The sequence below is a fragment of the Bacillus sp. ATD genome, from assembly GCF_050585765.1.
In the GTDB taxonomy this organism is placed as follows: Bacteria; Bacillota; Bacilli; order Bacillales; family Bacillaceae; genus Bacillus; species Bacillus stercoris.
The window spans coordinates 35,216-51,187 of sequence record NZ_JBOBQH010000003.1 but is presented as its reverse complement, the minus strand read 5'-3'; the positions used below and the strand labels follow the sequence as shown (position 1 = coordinate 51,187).

The following is a 15,972-nucleotide window of genomic DNA, read 5'->3' as shown; positions in this document are numbered from 1 at the left end:
TATGAAACTTTCTTATGAAAAAGGTCGTATATGTAGATGATCAGCTTTCAAGGGGGAATGGTTTATGAAGATAAAAGGAATCAATCACTTGCTATTTTCAGTTTCGCATTTGGATACATCGATTGATTTTTATCAAAAAGTGTTTGGCGCAAAGCTTCTGGTAAAGGGAAAGACAACTGCATATTTTGATATGAACGGCATCTGGCTTGCGCTTAATGAAGAAGCAGACATCCCCAGAAATGAAATTAAGTCTTCTTATACTCATATTGCTTTTACGATTGAGGATCATGAATTCGAGGAAGTATCAGCGAAATTAAAAAGACTTCATGTCAATATTCTGCCTGGCAGAGAACGAGATGAACGCGATCGAAAATCAATTTATTTTACCGATCCTGACGGCCACAAATTTGAATTTCATACCGGAACCCTTCAAGACAGGCTTCGATATTACAAACAAGAAAAAACACATATGTCCTTTTATGATGATACGGCCTTTTGATATCACACACCACATATGGTTAAAAGCATATTTACTTGTTGTATATAGCTCACGACGATTTAGAGAAGTGAGCGGTTTTTAACAGAAAAATGAACTAAATAAACTATGTGCTAAATTTTCAATATATTCAATCGCCTCGCCCCTTAATAAATATGAAACCATATCCTTTCACGCCCCAAAGAATGAAACATTTTTAAGAAGGTAGCGTCTAATCTTATAAACATGCATGTGTTGATTAAAAGTTTCCTGAAGGAAAGAAAATTTCTTGACTTCAACAATCTTTTAGTGGATAATTATGGTGTAAACATGATGTTCTTTTTCCTCCTATTCAGGCTCGCACCCAAAAGTCAGGGCGAGCCTGCTTTTTTTGAACAACAAACCCCCTCTCCGTAAAGGAAGAGGGGGTTATTTCATGCGTCTGATAGATCAATAGATTAATGGACCGTTCTGAACACGCCAATTACTTTCCCTAGAATGCTGACATTCTGCAAAATGATGGGTTCCATCGTTGGGTTCTCAGGCTGCAAGCGAATGTGAGTATCCTCTTTATAGAAACGTTTTACCGTAGCTTCATCATCTTCTGTCATCGCAACTACAATTTCCCCATTGTTCGCTGTGTTTTGCTGTTTAACGATGACATAGTCCTTATCGAGAATACCAGCGTCTATCATGCTGTCTCCCATAATCTCCAGCATAAATACATGTTCGTCTGGAGGAACCATGCGGTCAGGAAGCGGAAAGTATTCTTCAATATTTTCTACTGCTGTAATAGGAGAGCCCGCTGTGACTTTCCCAATGACAGGTACATTAACAACCTGGCTTTGCGGAATGTCTACTTCTTCATCAAGAATTTCTATTGCTCTTGGTTTTGTCGGATCCCGTCTGATCAGCCCTTTTGTTTCCAATCGGGCCAAATGGCCGTGGACAGTAGAGCTGGACGCAAGCCCGACAGCCTCTCCGATCTCTCTCACGGAAGGCGGATATCCTTTTGATTTAACCTCTGCTTTAATAAAACGGAGGATATCAAGTTGCCTTTTTGATAGCTTCGTCATTTTTCGCACCTCAAAACGTCGATTTTAAGAAGATTATAGCATGATTTTCCTTACAGTACAAACATAGGTTCGAAAAAAACAATTGACAGAAACGTTTGTTCGTATATACTGAAATTATAAAAATGCGAACAAACATTCCTGTCGGAGGTATGATCATGAGTAAAGAATCTATTATTTTTGTCGGTCTGTTCACAGTGATTTTGAGCGCGGTTATCCTGATGCTGTCATATACAAGCAGCGGCCAAGAGCTTAATCAGTATGTTAAAATAGAAGTCCAGCAAGGGGACACACTCTGGTCAATTGCTGATCAGGTAGCTGATACAAAAAAGATAAATAAAAATGATTTTATCGAATGGGTGGCTGATAAAAATCATCTTCAGACGTCTGATATCCAGCCGGGTGATGAATTAGTGATCCCATTGAAAAAGAAGCATCAAGATGCATATGAATTGGCAACTGTAAGATAGAGAGGACAGATAGAAAAAAATGAAAGCACTCATTTACGCCCGCGTAAGCACAAATAAAGAACAACAGGAAACGTCATTAAAGCGGCAGGAGGAAGAGCTTGCGGCCATTGCAGCTGAGAACGGCATGGAAGTTGTCAAAGTGATTTCTGAAAAAGCCAGCGGATATGAAATGGATCGGGATGGTGTATTTGAGCTGCTTGATGAGATTAAGAACGCTGGAATCGATGTCATTTTGGTTCAGGATGAGACAAGGCTCGGAAGGGGAAACGCAAAAATCGCACTGCTTCATTGCATTTACAGAGAAGGTGTGAAAGTCTATACAACTGCACACAGAGGTGAATTGGAGTTATCGGAGGCTGACTCAATGGTGCTGGAAATCGTCAGCATTGTGGAAGAGTATCAACGTAAAATTCACAACATGAAAATCAAACGGGGAATGAAGCGTGCGGTAAAAAACGGTTTTAAACCGCAAAAAAACTTAAAAAACCAACACGAGAACAGCGGAAAAGATAGAATAGAGGTGCCAATCTCTGAGATCGTCCGCCTGAGAGCGAATAAACTGACGTTTGCTGAAATCGCGGCTACCTTAAGAGGGTTTGGTTATGATGTCTCTAAAGCAACCGTTCACCGGCGTTTTCAGGAATACATAGAGAATGAAGAGACAGCGGAGTGAATCAGTTGTAAAACTTTTTTTGATCTAGTACTATATAGACAAAATGCAATAAATAAAGGAGTTTAACATGATTTCAAACGCGAAAATTGCCAGAATTAATGAGCTTGCTGCTAAAGCAAAAGCTGGCGTTATTACAGAAGAAGAAAAAGCCGAACAGCAAAAGCTCCGTCAAGAGTACTTGAAAGGTTTTCGTTCTTCTATGAAGAACACCTTGAAAAGCGTCAAAATCATTGATCCAGAAGGCAATGATGTAACACCAGAAAAGCTAAAAAGAGAACAAAGAAATAACAAACTTCACTAATATAAGAGGAATACGGCAATATCGTATTCCTCTTTTGCATATACTATAATCAAAACTCTTATGTGACAAAATTCAACAAGTTTCTCTCAAATTTAAGCTGAAACAGTTGAGAAAAAGTCGTCAGACATTTATGATGTAAGGGTACAACACATAAGGAAGGGGATTTTTATGGATACAATTGAAAAGAAATCAGTTGCTACCATTCGCACACTGTCAATAGACGCTATTGAAAAAGCAAATTCTGGTCACCCAGGGATGCCGATGGGGGCTGCTCCGATGGCATACACGCTGTGGACAAAATTTATGAACGTAAGTCCGACAAACCCTGGCTGGTTTAACCGTGACCGTTTTGTTTTATCTGCTGGACATGGGTCAGCACTTTTATACAGCATGCTTCATTTAAGCGGGTTTGATCTTAGTATTGAAGATCTTAAGGGATTCCGCCAGTGGGGCAGCAAAACACCTGGACATCCGGAATTCGGACATACTGCCGGTGTGGATGCGACAACAGGTCCGCTTGGCCAAGGAATTGCCATGGCAGTCGGTATGGCAATCGCTGAACGCCATTTAGCGGAAACTTACAACCGTGATTCATTTAACGTAGTCGATCATTATACATACAGTATTTGTGGTGATGGTGATTTAATGGAGGGGATTTCTTCTGAAGCCGCTTCACTCGCAGGACATCTTCAGCTTGGCCGTCTGATCGTACTATACGATTCTAATGACATCTCTCTTGATGGAGATCTGAACCGTTCATTCTCTGAAAACGTAAAACAGCGTTTTGAAGCAATGAATTGGGAAGTTCTTTATGTTGAGGATGGAAACAATATTGAAGAATTAACAGCGGCTATCGAAAAAGCACGCCAAAATGATAAGAAACCTACATTAATTGAAGTGAAAACGACAATCGGATTCGGATCGCCTAACCGCGCAGGTACATCCGGTGTTCACGGCGCGCCGCTTGGTAAAGAGGAAAGCAAATTAACAAAAGAAGCTTACGCGTGGACATATGAAGAAGATTTCTACGTTCCGTCAGAAGTATATGAGCATTTCGCTGCAGCTGTAAAAGAATCAGGCGAGAAAAAAGAACAGGAATGGAATGCTCAATTCGCTAAATATAAAGAAATTTATCCTGAACTTGCTGAACAGCTTGAACTGGCAATCAAAGGAGAGCTTCCGAAGGACTGGGATCAAGAGGTTCCTGTTTATGAAAAAGGAAGCAGCCTAGCATCCCGTGCATCTTCCGGTGAAGTTCTCAACGGACTCGCGAAAAAAATTCCTTTCTTTGTCGGAGGTTCTGCCGACCTAGCGGGATCGAACAAAACGACAATTAAAAATGCCGGTGATTTTACAGCGGTTGATTACTCAGGCAAAAACTTCTGGTTTGGTGTACGTGAATTTGCGATGGGTGCAGCATTAAACGGTATGGCGCTTCATGGCGGACTGCGTGTATTCGGCGGAACTTTCTTTGTCTTCTCTGATTACCTGCGTCCTTCTATTCGCCTTGCAGCGTTAATGGGCCTTCCTGTCACATATGTCTTCACACATGACAGTATTGCTGTAGGTGAAGACGGCCCGACGCACGAGCCTGTTGAACAGCTTGCTTCACTCCGTGCAATGCCTAATCTTTCTTTGATCCGTCCTGCAGACGGCAATGAGACAGCAGCAGCGTGGAAGCTTGCAGTACAAAGCACTGATCAGCCAACAGCGCTAGTGCTAACACGCCAAAACCTTCCTACCATCGATCAAACGCCTGAAGAAGCATTGGCAGGAGTAGAAAAAGGTGCATATGTTGTTTCTAAATCTAAAAACGAAACACCTGACGCTCTTCTCATCGCTTCAGGATCTGAGGTAGGTCTTGCGATTGAAGCGCAAGCAGAATTGGCAAAAGAAAATATCGATGTTTCTGTTGTCAGCATGCCTTCAATGGACCGTTTTGAGAAACAATCTGATGAATACAAAAACGAAGTCCTTCCTGCAGCTGTGAAAAAACGCCTAGCAATTGAAATGGGCTCATCATTTGGATGGGGCAAATACACGGGGCTTGAAGGAGACGTACTTGGCATAGACCGATTCGGTGCGTCTGCCCCTGGTGAAACCATCATTAACGAATACGGCTTCTCAGTACCGAACGTAGTGAATCGAGTAAAGGCATTAATTAATAAGTAAGTCTTTGAAAGAGGATGAGTCAAATCATCCTCTTTTTCTTGTTTATCCGACAAAAATAGTATTGGCTGTTTAACAGTAATAGACAATTCTTTCTTTTCTTCTTTTGTATAATAGAGAGCAAATGAAATGCTGCTGGAAAAGGGGATGAAAAGATGGAACGTCACTACTATACGTACCTGATAAAAGAGGAGTTTGCCAATCACTATTTCGGGCGGGAATCGGTTATGTTTGAGCTGTTTCAAGACTATCATTGGACAAGCCTTGAAAAGCAGCAATATGAAATGACAGAGAAACAGATTCAATATATTACACAACCAATCCCGATTTTACATATGCATCAGCGATTAAAAATGAATTTAAACAAAACGGATTACAGGCAGCTGGATTATATTTATAGAATAGCTTTGCCAAAAGCAAAAGGCCATGCGACATTTATGATGAAGGAGCACATGATAGAAATAGTGGCTTCGGGAGATTATGAGGCAGAAACGATATTCTTTGAAGTGTTAAGAAAAGTAAGCCCTTGCTTTTTAGCGATGGATTTCAATTCGAAGCGTTACGGATGGCTAAATCCGGTGAAAGAAAGAAATTTTGTCTAAAACCGAAGAAAAAGAGATGTAAATGTTGTATAATAGCTTTTGGTTTAGTACACTTTAAACTAGACAACATGAAGGAGGAAATAAAATGACTTTATGGGTTGGCATCCTAGTGGGCGTTGTTGCATTGCTCATAGGTGTTGCACTCGGGTTTTTTATTGCTCGTAAATATATGATGAGCTACCTGAAAAAGAATCCGCCTATTAATGAACAAATGTTACGCATGATGATGATGCAAATGGGAATGAAACCTTCTCAAAAGAAAATCAATCAAATGATGAAAGCCATGAATAATCAAACGAAATAATACGTAAAGATTATGATATAGAGAAACATGGTTATAAAATAAAAAACCCTTATACGGGTTTTTTATTTTGCGATCATTCATCACCCGCTACTGCTCGAAGGCGCTGCTTTTGATATTGTATGAGAAGATGGTCAAGCTCCTGACTGAGCTCTATCGTAATATGAGATGTCATTCCGTTCGCCATGACAATTTGCAGCAGCTCTGCTCTTTTTTTTTCAATTTCATTTAATAGATGCTCTCTAATCACAGGGATGTATCCTTTCATACATTAAATCTTCAAGTTGAATGTTTATATTATATCCATATTTATACTAATTTTCAAATGAGAAGGAGTACAATATCTCAATGTCAAATTAAATTATATAAGTTTTTTCTGAAAATAGAAATCCTTCAGGTGAAAGTGTTAAAAAAATGAAATGATTTTGTCATAACTTGAAGGAATGTCAAATCATGAAGGGATGATGACATGGGAGACGTAAATTATTTTTTGACATTCGGAGCGGGGTTTTTATCTTTTATTTCGCCTTGCTGCCTGCCGCTTTACCCAGCTTTCTTGTCATATATTACAGGGGTCAGCATGGATGATGTAAAAACAGAAAAGCTGCTGCTGCAGAAAAGAAGCCTGTTTCATACTTTGTGTTTTTTGCTCGGCTTTTCAGTCATTTTTATTGCTTTAGGCTATGGAACATCTTTAATTGGCAGCCTGTTTAGGGATTACCATGATGCGATTCGGCAAATTGGCGCGTTGCTTATTATTTTGTTCGGTTTCTTTACACTCGGCGTGTTCCGGCCAGAGGCTATGATGAAAGAGCGGAGAATCCATTTTAAACATAAACCGAGCGGGTTTTTAGGTTCAGTCTTAATCGGAATGGCATTTGCGGCGGGATGGACACCGTGTACCGGTCCAATATTAGGTGCTGTTATCTCACTTGCTGGCACCAATCCAGGCTCAGCCGTGCCATACATGATGTTATATGTACTCGGTTTTGCTGTACCGTTTCTTTTATTGTCTTTCTTTATCACAAAGCTGAAATGGATAAGAAGGAACCAGCTTTTGATCATGAAAGCAGGCGGCGTTTTAATGATTGTGATTGGTGTGCTGTTATTCTTTGATTGGATGAGCCTGATCATTATTTTGCTGTCTGACCTTTTTGGGGGATTTACTGGTTTTTGATGACGAATTACTTTCGCACTACTACTAAACCTGTTGTTTTTGGTACAATAAGACTATTATTTGTGGAAATCGTTTTTTGGAGGGGCATATGACAAGAGTTTTAGTTGTAGACGACGCCAAGTTCATGAGAGTGAAAATCAGAGAGATCTTGGAAGAGGCAAATTACATAATCGCAGGCGAAGCGGCGGACGGCGAGCAAGCAGCGGATCTGTATAAAAAACTGCGCCCGGACATTGTGACAATGGATATTACAATGCCAGTGAAAAACGGCATAAAGGCGCTTCGTGATATCCTAACCTTTGATCCTAAAGCGAAGGTCATCATGTGCACTGCCATGCGCCAGCAAAGAATTGTAACGGAAGCAATTGAGCTGGGGGCAAAGGATTTTATTGTGAAGCCGTTCGAGGAAACAAAAGTGCTGGAAGCTGTCAGCCGCGTTATGGGATATTAAAGTCATTTCTTTTCAAAATGGTTTTTTTTATTGTTTTGGAGTATAGTATATAGTATCAACACTCCGAGAAACAAAGGAATGATAAGTATGATGATTATAATTTCATCGATTATTGCTGTGTTCATGGCTGTAGCTGTCATGGTTGTCAGAATAAAGTCCTCTGACAAGCCTGTTTCACCAAAAAAAATCATTCTCCCGCCGATTTTTATGAGTACGGGAGCGTTAATGTTTTTATTTCCGGTATTTTGGGTAACTGGTGCAGAGTTTTTGGAAGCATTCACTTTAGGTGTGATTTTCTCTATTTTTCTAATCAAAACCTCTAAGTTCGAAGTTAAAAATAATGAGATTTACATGAAACGCTCTAAAGCATTTGTTTTTATATTAGTCGGTCTTTTGGTGATCAGAATCGTGATGAAATCGATTTTGAGCACATCAATTGATTATGGTGCATTGAGCGGAATGTTTTGGATTCTGGCTTTCGGTATGATTGTGCCTTGGAGAATCGCCATGTATTTATCATATCGAAAACTTCATAACGAGCTGCAGTCAGCTAATATTCAAATGAATTAAAAAACCTTTCCTCTTGCCAGGAAAGGTTTTTATTTGAGAAAGGTTTGATAAGGCTCCAGATCGATTTTTTTGTCCCGCAGATGCCTTTTTAAGAAGGTATGATCTCTTTTTGGAGTTGCGAGAATATAACCTTTGATCATAAGTTGCTGATCAATCTTTGCTACCTTTTCTTTTAATGCAAGCTCACCGATTTTGCCTGCGATCTTGGCTTTTGCTGCATCTCTGAACAGTTCTGGCACCGGCGCTGTCAATTCATCTAGAAACTGTTTGTTTTCGTCGTTCCATAAATGTCTGCTGTTTTCAATATAGTAATCCTGCCAATCAAGCTCTGACCTGCCGTCCTCTTTAGGTAAACGCTTTAAAAACTTTCGAAACATAAAAAACCCGCCGATTGATAATAAGATAACCATCATGATCACCCAAAATAGAATAAACCACAAAAACCATCCTTCCAGCATCAATCATCCCCCCTTATTCTAACCATATTGTATACGAAGAGAGATTAGAAGAACACAGTAAAAAAAGAGAAGAACACAGTAAAAAAAGAATAGAAAAAAGTGATAGATGTCTAGTCAAAAGAGATAGTAGATCATATTCTATTGTATAGTGAATCTGCTATTTGGCCATGGGAGAGTCACTAGAGGGTATTTGACGATAAATGGACGGAAAAAAAGTCACTTTCATTATAGGGGATGAAAGTGACTTTTTATGTTTAGCTGAGAGGGAATTGAAGAGAAAAAGAAGAGCCATCTTCTGTTTCTTTATTGACGGCGACTGTGAGTATTTGATTTTCGCATTCGGCTTGAATGGTTTTGTCATTAAAATAAAAAGGAAGCATCATTTGTTTTTCAAAAGTCTGTCCAGATGATTTGACTGTTAAAATGAACTCGCAGCCAGACAGGGTAACCATTACTTGTGTCGGCTGTAAAAAAGTCAGATCCGCTTCTATAATATACTGCTGACTTGTTTCATATAAATCAATAGGCAATGTTTCGTCGTACCAGGCGAAGGGGTCTTCAAAAAATTGCCGAAGCCATTCATCCATACTATCGAAATCATTTGCATCATTACGTTTTGAATGGGTCATGGAAGCATTCCTCCACATATCAACCTTGCCTTACAGTATATGCGGTGGATAATAAATGGGTGAACGCATAAAAAAAACAGACACTAAGGTCTGCTTTTCTTACATATCATGGCTTGAGTTGTGCTTTTGTCTTGTGTGGTTTCGGTTCTTCACTTTTTTGCTTCCGCTTAAAGGCTCAGGCTGTCCCGGATTGTGTCCTTTTGGCGCATTTTTATGCATATCTTTACTTGTATTTTTATTGGTCATAAAATGAGGACCTCCTTAAAAGAGTTCGATGTTATTGATTGGTTTTTCTCTTTTTATTATTTTGGCGTTCAGCTTCAGTCAGTACAAGCTGATCGTTTTCGATATAGCCGGCGCCTTTGCCTTGGCTTTTGGCGTCATTCATTCCGTTAATAACGTGATTCGCTTTTCTTTTAACCATCATTATCACCTCAATCATAATATGGCTCCTTTTAGTGTGTTCTATGAGAGAGCATAAACAGTAAAAATTACCGGTGTATATTCTCATAAGTCGAACTTATTGTATTTAATAAAAACATTGATATTTACTTATGTATGATTTTGTTTTAATATGAAATTGTGAGAAAATTGTGATGGAATGTAATGTTCATCTGAGAATGATCTGATCTGAAGGGGGATTTTGGAGAATGGCAAACGAGCAAAAAACTGCAGCAAAAGACGTTTTCCAAGCGAGAAAAACGTTTACTACAAATGGGAAAACATATCATTACTACTCTTTAAAAGCGTTAGAAGATTCAGGTATCGGGAAGGTTTCGAAGCTTCCTTATTCCATCAAAGTTCTTTTAGAATCAGTTTTGCGTCAAGTTGACGGATTCGTCATCAAAAAAGAACATGTGGAAAATTTGGCAAAATGGGGAACTGCCGAATTAAAGGAAATCGATGTTCCGTTCAAACCGTCTCGTGTTATTTTACAAGACTTCACAGGGGTTCCGGCAGTAGTAGACCTTGCTTCACTGCGTAAAGCGATGGCAGCAGTCGGCGGAGATCCTGATAAAATCAACCCTGAAATTCCTGTTGATCTCGTTATCGACCACTCTGTACAGGTTGATAAAGCGGGTACGGAAGACGCGTTAGCAGTAAATATGGATTTAGAATTCGAAAGAAATGCAGAACGCTACAAATTTTTAAGCTGGGCAAAGAAAGCGTTTAACAATTATCAAGCAGTGCCGCCTGCAACAGGTATTGTGCATCAGGTCAACCTTGAGTTCCTGGCAAGTGTTGTCCATGCCATTGAAGAAGACGGTGAGCTTGTAACGTATCCAGATACGCTTGTGGGGACAGACTCACATACAACAATGATTAACGGTATCGGTGTTCTTGGCTGGGGTGTCGGCGGAATTGAAGCTGAAGCGGGAATGCTTGGACAGCCTTCTTACTTCCCAGTTCCAGAGGTAATCGGCGCGAAACTTGTCGGCAAGCTTCCAAACGGAACAACAGCTACTGACTTGGCGTTAAAAGTAACACAAGTGCTCCGTGAAAAAGGCGTTGTCGGCAAATTTGTTGAATTCTTCGGACCGGGAATTGCTGAACTGCCGCTTGCAGATCGCGCAACAATTGCGAACATGGCTCCGGAATATGGTGCTACATGCGGATTCTTCCCAGTAGATGAAGAAGCGCTCAACTACATGCGCCTGACAGGCCGTGATCCTGAACATATTGATGTTGTCGAAGCGTACTGCAGAAGCAATGGCTTGTTCTACACTCCTGATGCGGAAGACCCTCAATTTACTGATGTGGTTGAAATCGACCTCTCACAAATTGAAGCAAACCTATCAGGTCCAAAGCGTCCACAGGATTTAATTCCGCTTTCTGCTATGCAGGAAACGTTTAAAAAGCACTTAGTCAGCCCTGCGGGTAACCAAGGATTCGGTTTAAACGCTGAGGAAGAAAATAAAGAAATTAAGTTTAAACTCCTCAATGGCGAAGAAACAGTTATGAAAACGGGTGCGATCGCTATTGCCGCGATTACAAGCTGTACGAATACATCTAACCCATATGTTCTGATCGGCGCCGGACTAGTAGCGAAAAAAGCGGTTGAGTTAGGGCTTAAGGTGCCTAATTACGTGAAAACGTCACTTGCACCGGGTTCTAAAGTCGTTACAGGATATCTTGTGAATTCAGGCCTTCTTCCATACATGAAAGAGCTTGGCTTTAACCTCGTTGGGTACGGCTGTACAACATGTATCGGAAACTCAGGTCCGCTTTCACCAGAAATCGAAGAAGCGGTTGCGAAAAATGATCTTCTGATTACGTCTGTCCTTTCCGGAAACCGTAACTTTGAAGGACGTATTCACCCGCTTGTTAAAGGAAACTACCTTGCTTCTCCGCCGCTTGTTGTGGCATATGCGCTGGCTGGAACGGTAAACATTAACCTGAAAACCGACCCGATCGGTGTGGGTAAAGATGGTCAAAACGTATACTTTAACGATATTTGGCCGTCAACAGACGAAATCAATTCACTTGTTAAGCAAACTGTTACGCCTGAGCTCTTCCGTAAAGAGTATGAAACGGTATTTGATGACAACGAGCGCTGGAACGAGATTGAAACAACAGATGAAGCATTATATAAATGGGATAGCGAGTCAACTTACATTCAAAATCCGCCATTCTTCGAAGAAATGTCTGTTGAACCAGGCAAGGTTGAACCATTAAAAGGTTTGCGTGTTGTCGGTAAATTCGGCGATTCAGTCACAACTGACCATATTTCTCCTGCTGGTGCAATCGGTAAAGATACGCCTGCCGGAAAGTATTTGCAAGAAAAAGGGGTTTCTCCTCGTGACTTTAACTCCTACGGTTCGCGCCGAGGAAACCATGAAGTCATGATGAGAGGGACATTTGCAAACATTCGCATCAAAAACCAAATCGCACCGGGTACAGAAGGCGGATTTACGACGTACTGGCCAACTGGTGAAGTAACATCCATCTATGATGCGTGCATGAAATACAAAGAAGATAAAACCGGTCTTGTTGTATTAGCAGGAAAAGACTACGGTATGGGATCTTCACGTGACTGGGCTGCCAAAGGAACAAACCTACTCGGCATTAGAACGGTAATTGCAGAGAGCTTTGAAAGAATTCACAGAAGCAACCTTGTATTCATGGGTGTGCTGCCGCTTCAGTTTAAACAAGGTGAAAATGCGGATACACTTGGCTTAACGGGTAAAGAAGTCATCGAGGTAGATGTTGATGAAACAGTTCGCCCTCGTGACCTTGTGACGGTAAGAGCAATCAATGAAGACGGCAATGTAACAACTTTTGAAGCAGTCGTCCGCTTTGACAGTGAAGTTGAAATTGATTACTACCGCCATGGCGGCATCCTTCAAATGGTGCTTCGTGAAAAAATGAAGCAGTCCTGATGAATCAATAGGAAGAGAAGGCATTTCGCTTTCTCTTCTTTTTATGACAAAATGTGCTGCGGAGGTGGCATATGCTGAAAAAATGGCTTGCAGGGATCCTGCTTATTATGCTTGCCGGTTATATGGGTTGGAACCTGTATCAAATATACAGCAAAAAAGAAGTCGGAATTGAAGAGGGGCAACAAGCACCTGATTTTTCTTTGAAAACGCTGTCGGGAGAGAATAGCTCCTTAAAGGATTCACAAGGCAAAAAAGTATTGCTCAATTTTTGGGCAACTTGGTGTAAGCCGTGCCGTCAGGAAATGCCGGCGATGGAAGAGCTGCAAAAAGAGTATGCCGACAAACTTGCGGTTGTTGCGGTAAATTTCACTTCAGCTGAGAAAAGTGAAAAACAAGTCCGAGCGTTTGCAGATACGTATGATTTAACGTTCCCCATTCTGATTGATAAAAAAGGGATCAATGCTGACTATAACGTGATGTCATATCCAACGACATATATCTTGGATGAAAAAGGTGTTATTCAAGACATACACATTGGCACCATGACAAAAAAAGAAATGGAACAAAAACTGGATCTTGATTAGATTCAGTTTTTTTATGTTCAAATATGCTTACAAGTTTTCAGAATTGGAAAAAATAAAAGAATATGCGGAGGTGAGAAGCGTGAAGAAGATGAGAAAACGTTCTTTTCATGAGCTCGTCATGGAAAACAAAAAAGAGCTGATGACTAATACAGAGTATTTAAATCAGCTTGAGGAAAAGCTTGAACAGCGATTTAAGCAAAAATAACCTTTAATTTGTATTCATGTTTATCCCTCCTTTTGAGAAACCTATCTGTTGAGGAGGGATAAACATGGGAAACAACAAGAAAAACGGTCAGCCTCAATATGCTCCAAGCCACTTGGGTACAAAGCCTGTGAAATATAAAGCCAATAAAGGGGAAAAAATGCATGATACTTCAGGACAGCAGCCGATCATCATGCAGACAAAGGGCGAGTAGCGAAAAATCGAGTTTATTTCTAGGAGGTACATCCGATGACAAAGAACCAAAATCAATATCAGCAGCCTAATCCTGATGATCGTTCTGATAATGTAGAAAAATTGCAGGATATGGTTCAAAATACAATTGAAAATATAGAAGAAGCAGAAGCAACAATGGAGTTTGCTTCTGGAGAAGATAAACAGCGTATCAAAGAAAAAAATGCAAGACGCGAACAGAGCATTGAAGCATTTCGCAATGAAATACAGGACGAATCCGCAGCGAGACAAAATGGATACCGCTCTTAAAAAACCAGGGAAACCTGGTTTTTTTATTTCTGATTTGGTTATGGTAAAATGGGGCTAAATTGACGTTAAGGGAGCAGAGTAATCTTGCATGTATCAAAAAAAGAAATAGAAGTGCGTTATGCAGAAACAGATCAAATGGGGATTGTCTATCACGCAAATTATCTTGTGTGGATGGAGGTCGGCAGAACAGCTTTAATCAAGGACTTAGGCTTTTTATATAGTGATATGGAGAAAAAAGGTGTTCTGTCTCCAGTCGTTGATATCAACATTTCCTATAAAAAGCCGCTTCATTACGGAGAAACCGCGGTTGTCCATACATGGATAGAGGAATATAACGGCTTTAAAACCGTTTATGGTTATCACATTTATAATCCGGCCGGTGAGCTTTCCATCAAAGCCACCTCATCTCATATATGTGTGGATAAAGAAAGCTTTAAGCCTATTCAGTTTCGCAAAGCTTTTCCTGATTGGCACGCAGCATATGAAAAGGCCAAATAATAGGGAAGTGAACGGGATATGGCGTTTGGTGTGAAACGGGAGGAACTGAACCGGTGGAAACAAGCAGTGAAAAAAGGAGAAATCGCATTTTTAACACATTATTGGCTAGATGACCGGTTTCCGGAAGCAAAGACTGTGACAAAAGCCGGCTGTGTAGATATTGATAAGCTGATCCGGTGGGGAGCAGCCTACGGGTTAAAGAAAGAATGGATACATAAGAAAAGTGAATTTCCTCACTTTGATCTGCTGGGGGAGACCCAAAAATATATTTTGGAACAAGAAAACCTAACCGATCATCTTATACGATTTCATTTGTAAAAAAAAGAACGCACATCATGTGCGTTCTTTTTTATTGGTATTCAAAAACTGGTTCATTAGCGTCTTCTGAATAGCTGACGAGAAGGTCGTGATTATCAAAGTACCATAAATCACTTTCTTCAATAAAGAAGGTAATGCCGTCTGCTTCTGCAGTGACTCCAGCCTCTTGTGGGGCATCTTTCGCTACACCGAGAGAAAAACCCTTTTGAACGTTGCTGCAGCCTCCGTAGCGGACGAAAAAGCGAACCTGGTCTCCGCTTTCCAAATCGAGCTCTTCTTTATACCAGTTCAATGCGTCTTCATTAATTGTCATATTCATAACAGCACACCCCTTTGTTCTTCATTTGAATTTTCTCTATTATAAACGTATTAGGCTATTCTGTGTCAAAAGAGAAGGTTTTTAAGCTTATAGCCATTTTACTTTAGGTTCTGTTTTATTGATGATTCGTTTAATGTTTGCCCGGTGTCTGTATATCACAAAAATAGTGAGCAGGGTAACGACAATCAATAAATACGTATCATGGACAAAGAAACTATATATAACAGTATAGATCCCTGTTAACATTGATGATAGAGAAACAAATTTAGTCAAGTATAAAAAGATGAAGAATACCGCAACCATTGTGATAAATAACAGAGGTGCGTAAAATAGCAAAACGCCACCTGATGTTGCCACGGCTTTACCGCCTTTAAATTTAGCGAAGACGGGGAACACATGGCCTATAACCGCAAAGACTCCTGCAAGAAGCGGATGAATATCAACGTGCATGAGAAAAGGCAATGCAGTTGCCAGCGTCCCTTTCAAAATATCTCCGGCTATGACGACCGAACCAGCTTTTACGCCCAGTGTACGGAATGCATTGGTAGCGCCTAAGTTGCCGCTTCCGTGCTCCCGAATATCAATTCCCTTGGCAAGCTTGCCCACAATTAAGCCAGATGGAATGCTGCCTATCAAGTAGGCCAAAATAATCAATAAAGCAATTAACATCTACATTTCTCCTTTTTCAAATTCCCTTCTTTCTATTTTAACATGAGATGTCATGATCTGATGATAAGTTTTTTTGTAAAGTTTGCTTACAAATCTAATCAAACCTGCATCATATTTTGATTTCTCCTGTTTTGATCGTGTAAAATAAGTGG

25 protein-coding genes are annotated in these 15,972 nt (G+C 40.3%); 17 read left to right on the top strand and 8 right to left on the bottom strand.

Translation table 11 applies throughout. The annotated features are described in order from the left end of the window. Positions 1-64 precede the first annotated feature (64 nt). Positions 65-499 (top strand): FosM family fosfomycin resistance protein, encoded by a 435-nt coding sequence (gene fosM / locus ACQXR1_RS08505; RefSeq protein ID WP_243571803.1) that lies wholly within the window; start codon positions 65-67, stop codon positions 497-499. A 434-nt stretch (positions 500-933) separates the two neighbouring features. On the opposite strand, the gene lexA is transcribed toward fosM, so the two are convergent. Continuing rightward, positions 934-1,551 carry a transcriptional repressor LexA gene (gene lexA, locus ACQXR1_RS08500; protein WP_003238209.1) on the bottom strand — a complete coding sequence of 206 codons (618 nt, stop codon included), beginning with the start codon at positions 1,549-1,551 and terminating at the stop codon, positions 934-936. A gap of 149 nt (positions 1,552-1,700) precedes the next feature. Here lexA and yneA point away from each other — a divergent pair, with 149 nt between their 5' ends. From yneA to ACQXR1_RS08470, 6 genes are all read left to right on the top strand, one after another. Further along, positions 1,701-2,018: a cell division suppressor protein YneA gene (gene yneA, locus ACQXR1_RS08495; protein ID WP_080478226.1), complete on the top strand. Its 318-nt coding sequence runs from the start codon at positions 1,701-1,703 to the stop codon at positions 2,016-2,018. A gap of 19 nt (positions 2,019-2,037) precedes the next feature. Next, positions 2,038-2,691, top strand: a complete 654-nt coding sequence (locus ACQXR1_RS08490; protein ID WP_040083041.1) for a YneB family resolvase-like protein — start codon at positions 2,038-2,040, stop codon at positions 2,689-2,691. A 67-nt stretch (positions 2,692-2,758) separates the two neighbouring features. After that, complete coding sequence (locus ACQXR1_RS08485; protein ID WP_003231595.1) at positions 2,759-2,992, top strand: DUF896 domain-containing protein; 234 nt, start codon at positions 2,759-2,761, stop codon at positions 2,990-2,992. A 168-nt stretch (positions 2,993-3,160) separates the two neighbouring features. Then, complete coding sequence (gene tkt / locus ACQXR1_RS08480) at positions 3,161-5,164, top strand: transketolase (RefSeq protein ID WP_243571802.1); 2,004 nt, start codon at positions 3,161-3,163, stop codon at positions 5,162-5,164. Between the two features lie 152 nt (positions 5,165-5,316). After that, positions 5,317-5,763 carry a sporulation inhibitor of replication protein SirA gene (sirA, locus tag ACQXR1_RS08475; protein WP_003231591.1) on the top strand — a complete coding sequence of 149 codons (447 nt, stop codon included), beginning with the start codon at positions 5,317-5,319 and terminating at the stop codon, positions 5,761-5,763. Between the two features lie 85 nt (positions 5,764-5,848). Further along, on the top strand, positions 5,849-6,067 hold the full coding sequence (locus tag ACQXR1_RS08470) for a YneF family protein (protein WP_003221221.1): 219 nt from the start codon (positions 5,849-5,851) through the stop codon (positions 6,065-6,067). A gap of 73 nt (positions 6,068-6,140) precedes the next feature. Here the strand turns inward: ACQXR1_RS08470 and ynzD are convergent, their stop codons facing one another. Further along, a complete protein-coding gene (gene ynzD / locus ACQXR1_RS08465) occupies positions 6,141-6,314 on the bottom strand; it encodes an aspartyl-phosphate phosphatase YnzD (protein ID WP_024121579.1) in 174 nt (57 codons plus the stop codon). A 219-nt stretch (positions 6,315-6,533) separates the two neighbouring features. Between ynzD and ccdA the strand changes: the two genes are divergently transcribed. From ccdA to ACQXR1_RS08450, 3 genes are all read left to right on the top strand, one after another. Next, positions 6,534-7,241 (top strand): cytochrome c-type biogenesis protein CcdA, encoded by a 708-nt coding sequence (gene ccdA / locus ACQXR1_RS08460; RefSeq protein ID WP_095432849.1) that lies wholly within the window; start codon positions 6,534-6,536, stop codon positions 7,239-7,241. Positions 7,242-7,329: 88 nt separating this feature from the next. Continuing rightward, positions 7,330-7,692: a response regulator gene (locus ACQXR1_RS08455; protein ID WP_014113939.1), complete on the top strand. Its 363-nt coding sequence runs from the start codon at positions 7,330-7,332 to the stop codon at positions 7,690-7,692. Positions 7,693-7,770: 78 nt separating this feature from the next. Next, positions 7,771-8,262: a CcdC family protein gene (locus ACQXR1_RS08450; protein ID WP_080478227.1), complete on the top strand. Its 492-nt coding sequence runs from the start codon at positions 7,771-7,773 to the stop codon at positions 8,260-8,262. Between the two features lie 29 nt (positions 8,263-8,291). Here the strand turns inward: ACQXR1_RS08450 and yneK are convergent, their stop codons facing one another. The 4 genes from yneK to sspO all read right to left on the bottom strand — a co-directional run bounded on the left by yneK (position 8,292) and on the right by sspO (position 9,773). Next, positions 8,292-8,720 (bottom strand): DynA interaction protein YneK, encoded by a 429-nt coding sequence (yneK, locus tag ACQXR1_RS08445; RefSeq protein ID WP_069839389.1) that lies wholly within the window; start codon positions 8,718-8,720, stop codon positions 8,292-8,294. Positions 8,721-8,974: 254 nt separating this feature from the next. Beyond that, positions 8,975-9,367 (bottom strand): outer spore coat protein CotM, encoded by a 393-nt coding sequence (cotM, locus tag ACQXR1_RS08440; protein WP_014664130.1) that lies wholly within the window; start codon positions 9,365-9,367, stop codon positions 8,975-8,977. Between the two features lie 81 nt (positions 9,368-9,448). Further along, complete coding sequence (locus tag ACQXR1_RS08435) at positions 9,449-9,595, bottom strand: small acid-soluble spore protein P (protein ID WP_003221237.1); 147 nt, start codon at positions 9,593-9,595, stop codon at positions 9,449-9,451. Positions 9,596-9,626: 31 nt separating this feature from the next. Next, on the bottom strand, positions 9,627-9,773 hold the full coding sequence (gene sspO / locus ACQXR1_RS08430; protein ID WP_003244839.1) for an acid-soluble spore protein SspO: 147 nt from the start codon (positions 9,771-9,773) through the stop codon (positions 9,627-9,629). Between the two features lie 226 nt (positions 9,774-9,999). Between sspO and acnA the strand changes: the two genes are divergently transcribed. The 7 genes from acnA to ACQXR1_RS08395 all read left to right on the top strand — a co-directional run bounded on the left by acnA (position 10,000) and on the right by ACQXR1_RS08395 (position 14,832). Next, complete coding sequence (acnA, locus tag ACQXR1_RS08425; RefSeq protein ID WP_326273780.1) at positions 10,000-12,729, top strand: aconitate hydratase AcnA; 2,730 nt, start codon at positions 10,000-10,002, stop codon at positions 12,727-12,729. A 71-nt stretch (positions 12,730-12,800) separates the two neighbouring features. Then, on the top strand, positions 12,801-13,313 hold the full coding sequence (locus ACQXR1_RS08420; RefSeq protein ID WP_430771992.1) for a redoxin domain-containing protein: 513 nt from the start codon (positions 12,801-12,803) through the stop codon (positions 13,311-13,313). A gap of 79 nt (positions 13,314-13,392) precedes the next feature. Beyond that, positions 13,393-13,518, top strand: a complete 126-nt coding sequence (locus tag ACQXR1_RS08415) for an FbpB family small basic protein (protein ID WP_003244964.1) — start codon at positions 13,393-13,395, stop codon at positions 13,516-13,518. Positions 13,519-13,582: 64 nt separating this feature from the next. Then, a complete protein-coding gene (sspN, locus tag ACQXR1_RS08410) occupies positions 13,583-13,729 on the top strand; it encodes an acid-soluble spore protein SspN (protein WP_003221249.1) in 147 nt (48 codons plus the stop codon). 35 nt (positions 13,730-13,764) lie between these two features. After that, a complete protein-coding gene (tlp, locus tag ACQXR1_RS08405; protein ID WP_014664135.1) occupies positions 13,765-14,016 on the top strand; it encodes a small acid-soluble spore protein Tlp in 252 nt (83 codons plus the stop codon). Positions 14,017-14,100: 84 nt separating this feature from the next. Beyond that, positions 14,101-14,514, top strand: coding sequence for a YbgC/FadM family acyl-CoA thioesterase (locus tag ACQXR1_RS08400; RefSeq protein ID WP_430771991.1), 414 nt, complete (start codon positions 14,101-14,103; stop codon positions 14,512-14,514). Positions 14,515-14,532: 18 nt separating this feature from the next. After that, on the top strand, positions 14,533-14,832 hold the full coding sequence (locus tag ACQXR1_RS08395) for a hypothetical protein (protein ID WP_430771990.1): 300 nt from the start codon (positions 14,533-14,535) through the stop codon (positions 14,830-14,832). A 31-nt stretch (positions 14,833-14,863) separates the two neighbouring features. On the opposite strand, the gene ACQXR1_RS08390 is transcribed toward ACQXR1_RS08395, so the two are convergent. Both ACQXR1_RS08390 and plsY read right to left on the bottom strand, forming a co-directional pair. Further along, positions 14,864-15,151 carry a HesB/YadR/YfhF family protein gene (locus ACQXR1_RS08390; RefSeq protein ID WP_014664138.1) on the bottom strand — a complete coding sequence of 96 codons (288 nt, stop codon included), beginning with the start codon at positions 15,149-15,151 and terminating at the stop codon, positions 14,864-14,866. An 87-nt stretch (positions 15,152-15,238) separates the two neighbouring features. Then, complete coding sequence (gene plsY / locus ACQXR1_RS08385; RefSeq protein WP_014664139.1) at positions 15,239-15,820, bottom strand: glycerol-3-phosphate 1-O-acyltransferase PlsY; 582 nt, start codon at positions 15,818-15,820, stop codon at positions 15,239-15,241. Between the last annotated feature and the right edge of the window lie 152 nt (positions 15,821-15,972).

Bases quoted from the DNA above. Each gene is read 5' to 3' on its own strand.
- fosM (WP_243571803.1), top strand. From the start codon at position 65: ATGAAGATAAAAGGAATCAATCACTTGCTATTTTCAGTTTCGCATTTG.
- lexA (WP_003238209.1), bottom strand. From the start codon at position 1,551: ATGACGAAGCTATCAAAAAGGCAACTTGATATCCTCCGTTTTATTAAA.
- yneA (WP_080478226.1), top strand. From the start codon at position 1,701: ATGATCATGAGTAAAGAATCTATTATTTTTGTCGGTCTGTTCACAGTG.
- ACQXR1_RS08490 (WP_040083041.1), top strand. From the start codon at position 2,038: ATGAAAGCACTCATTTACGCCCGCGTAAGCACAAATAAAGAACAACAG.
- ACQXR1_RS08485 (WP_003231595.1), top strand. From the start codon at position 2,759: ATGATTTCAAACGCGAAAATTGCCAGAATTAATGAGCTTGCTGCTAAA.
- tkt (WP_243571802.1), top strand. From the start codon at position 3,161: ATGGATACAATTGAAAAGAAATCAGTTGCTACCATTCGCACACTGTCA.
- sirA (WP_003231591.1), top strand. From the start codon at position 5,317: ATGGAACGTCACTACTATACGTACCTGATAAAAGAGGAGTTTGCCAAT.
- ACQXR1_RS08470 (WP_003221221.1), top strand. From the start codon at position 5,849: ATGACTTTATGGGTTGGCATCCTAGTGGGCGTTGTTGCATTGCTCATA.
- ccdA (WP_095432849.1), top strand. From the start codon at position 6,534: ATGGGAGACGTAAATTATTTTTTGACATTCGGAGCGGGGTTTTTATCT.
- ACQXR1_RS08455 (WP_014113939.1), top strand. From the start codon at position 7,330: ATGACAAGAGTTTTAGTTGTAGACGACGCCAAGTTCATGAGAGTGAAA.
- ACQXR1_RS08450 (WP_080478227.1), top strand. From the start codon at position 7,771: ATGATAAGTATGATGATTATAATTTCATCGATTATTGCTGTGTTCATG.
- yneK (WP_069839389.1), bottom strand. From the start codon at position 8,720: ATGCTGGAAGGATGGTTTTTGTGGTTTATTCTATTTTGGGTGATCATG.
- cotM (WP_014664130.1), bottom strand. From the start codon at position 9,367: ATGTGGAGGAATGCTTCCATGACCCATTCAAAACGTAATGATGCAAAT.
- ACQXR1_RS08435 (WP_003221237.1), bottom strand. From the start codon at position 9,595: ATGACCAATAAAAATACAAGTAAAGATATGCATAAAAATGCGCCAAAA.
- sspO (WP_003244839.1), bottom strand. From the start codon at position 9,773: ATGGTTAAAAGAAAAGCGAATCACGTTATTAACGGAATGAATGACGCC.
- acnA (WP_326273780.1), top strand. From the start codon at position 10,000: ATGGCAAACGAGCAAAAAACTGCAGCAAAAGACGTTTTCCAAGCGAGA.
- ACQXR1_RS08420 (WP_430771992.1), top strand. From the start codon at position 12,801: ATGCTGAAAAAATGGCTTGCAGGGATCCTGCTTATTATGCTTGCCGGT.
- sspN (WP_003221249.1), top strand. From the start codon at position 13,583: ATGGGAAACAACAAGAAAAACGGTCAGCCTCAATATGCTCCAAGCCAC.
- tlp (WP_014664135.1), top strand. From the start codon at position 13,765: ATGACAAAGAACCAAAATCAATATCAGCAGCCTAATCCTGATGATCGT.
- ACQXR1_RS08395 (WP_430771990.1), top strand. From the start codon at position 14,533: ATGGCGTTTGGTGTGAAACGGGAGGAACTGAACCGGTGGAAACAAGCA.
- ACQXR1_RS08390 (WP_014664138.1), bottom strand. From the start codon at position 15,151: ATGAATATGACAATTAATGAAGACGCATTGAACTGGTATAAAGAAGAG.
- plsY (WP_014664139.1), bottom strand. From the start codon at position 15,820: ATGTTAATTGCTTTATTGATTATTTTGGCCTACTTGATAGGCAGCATT.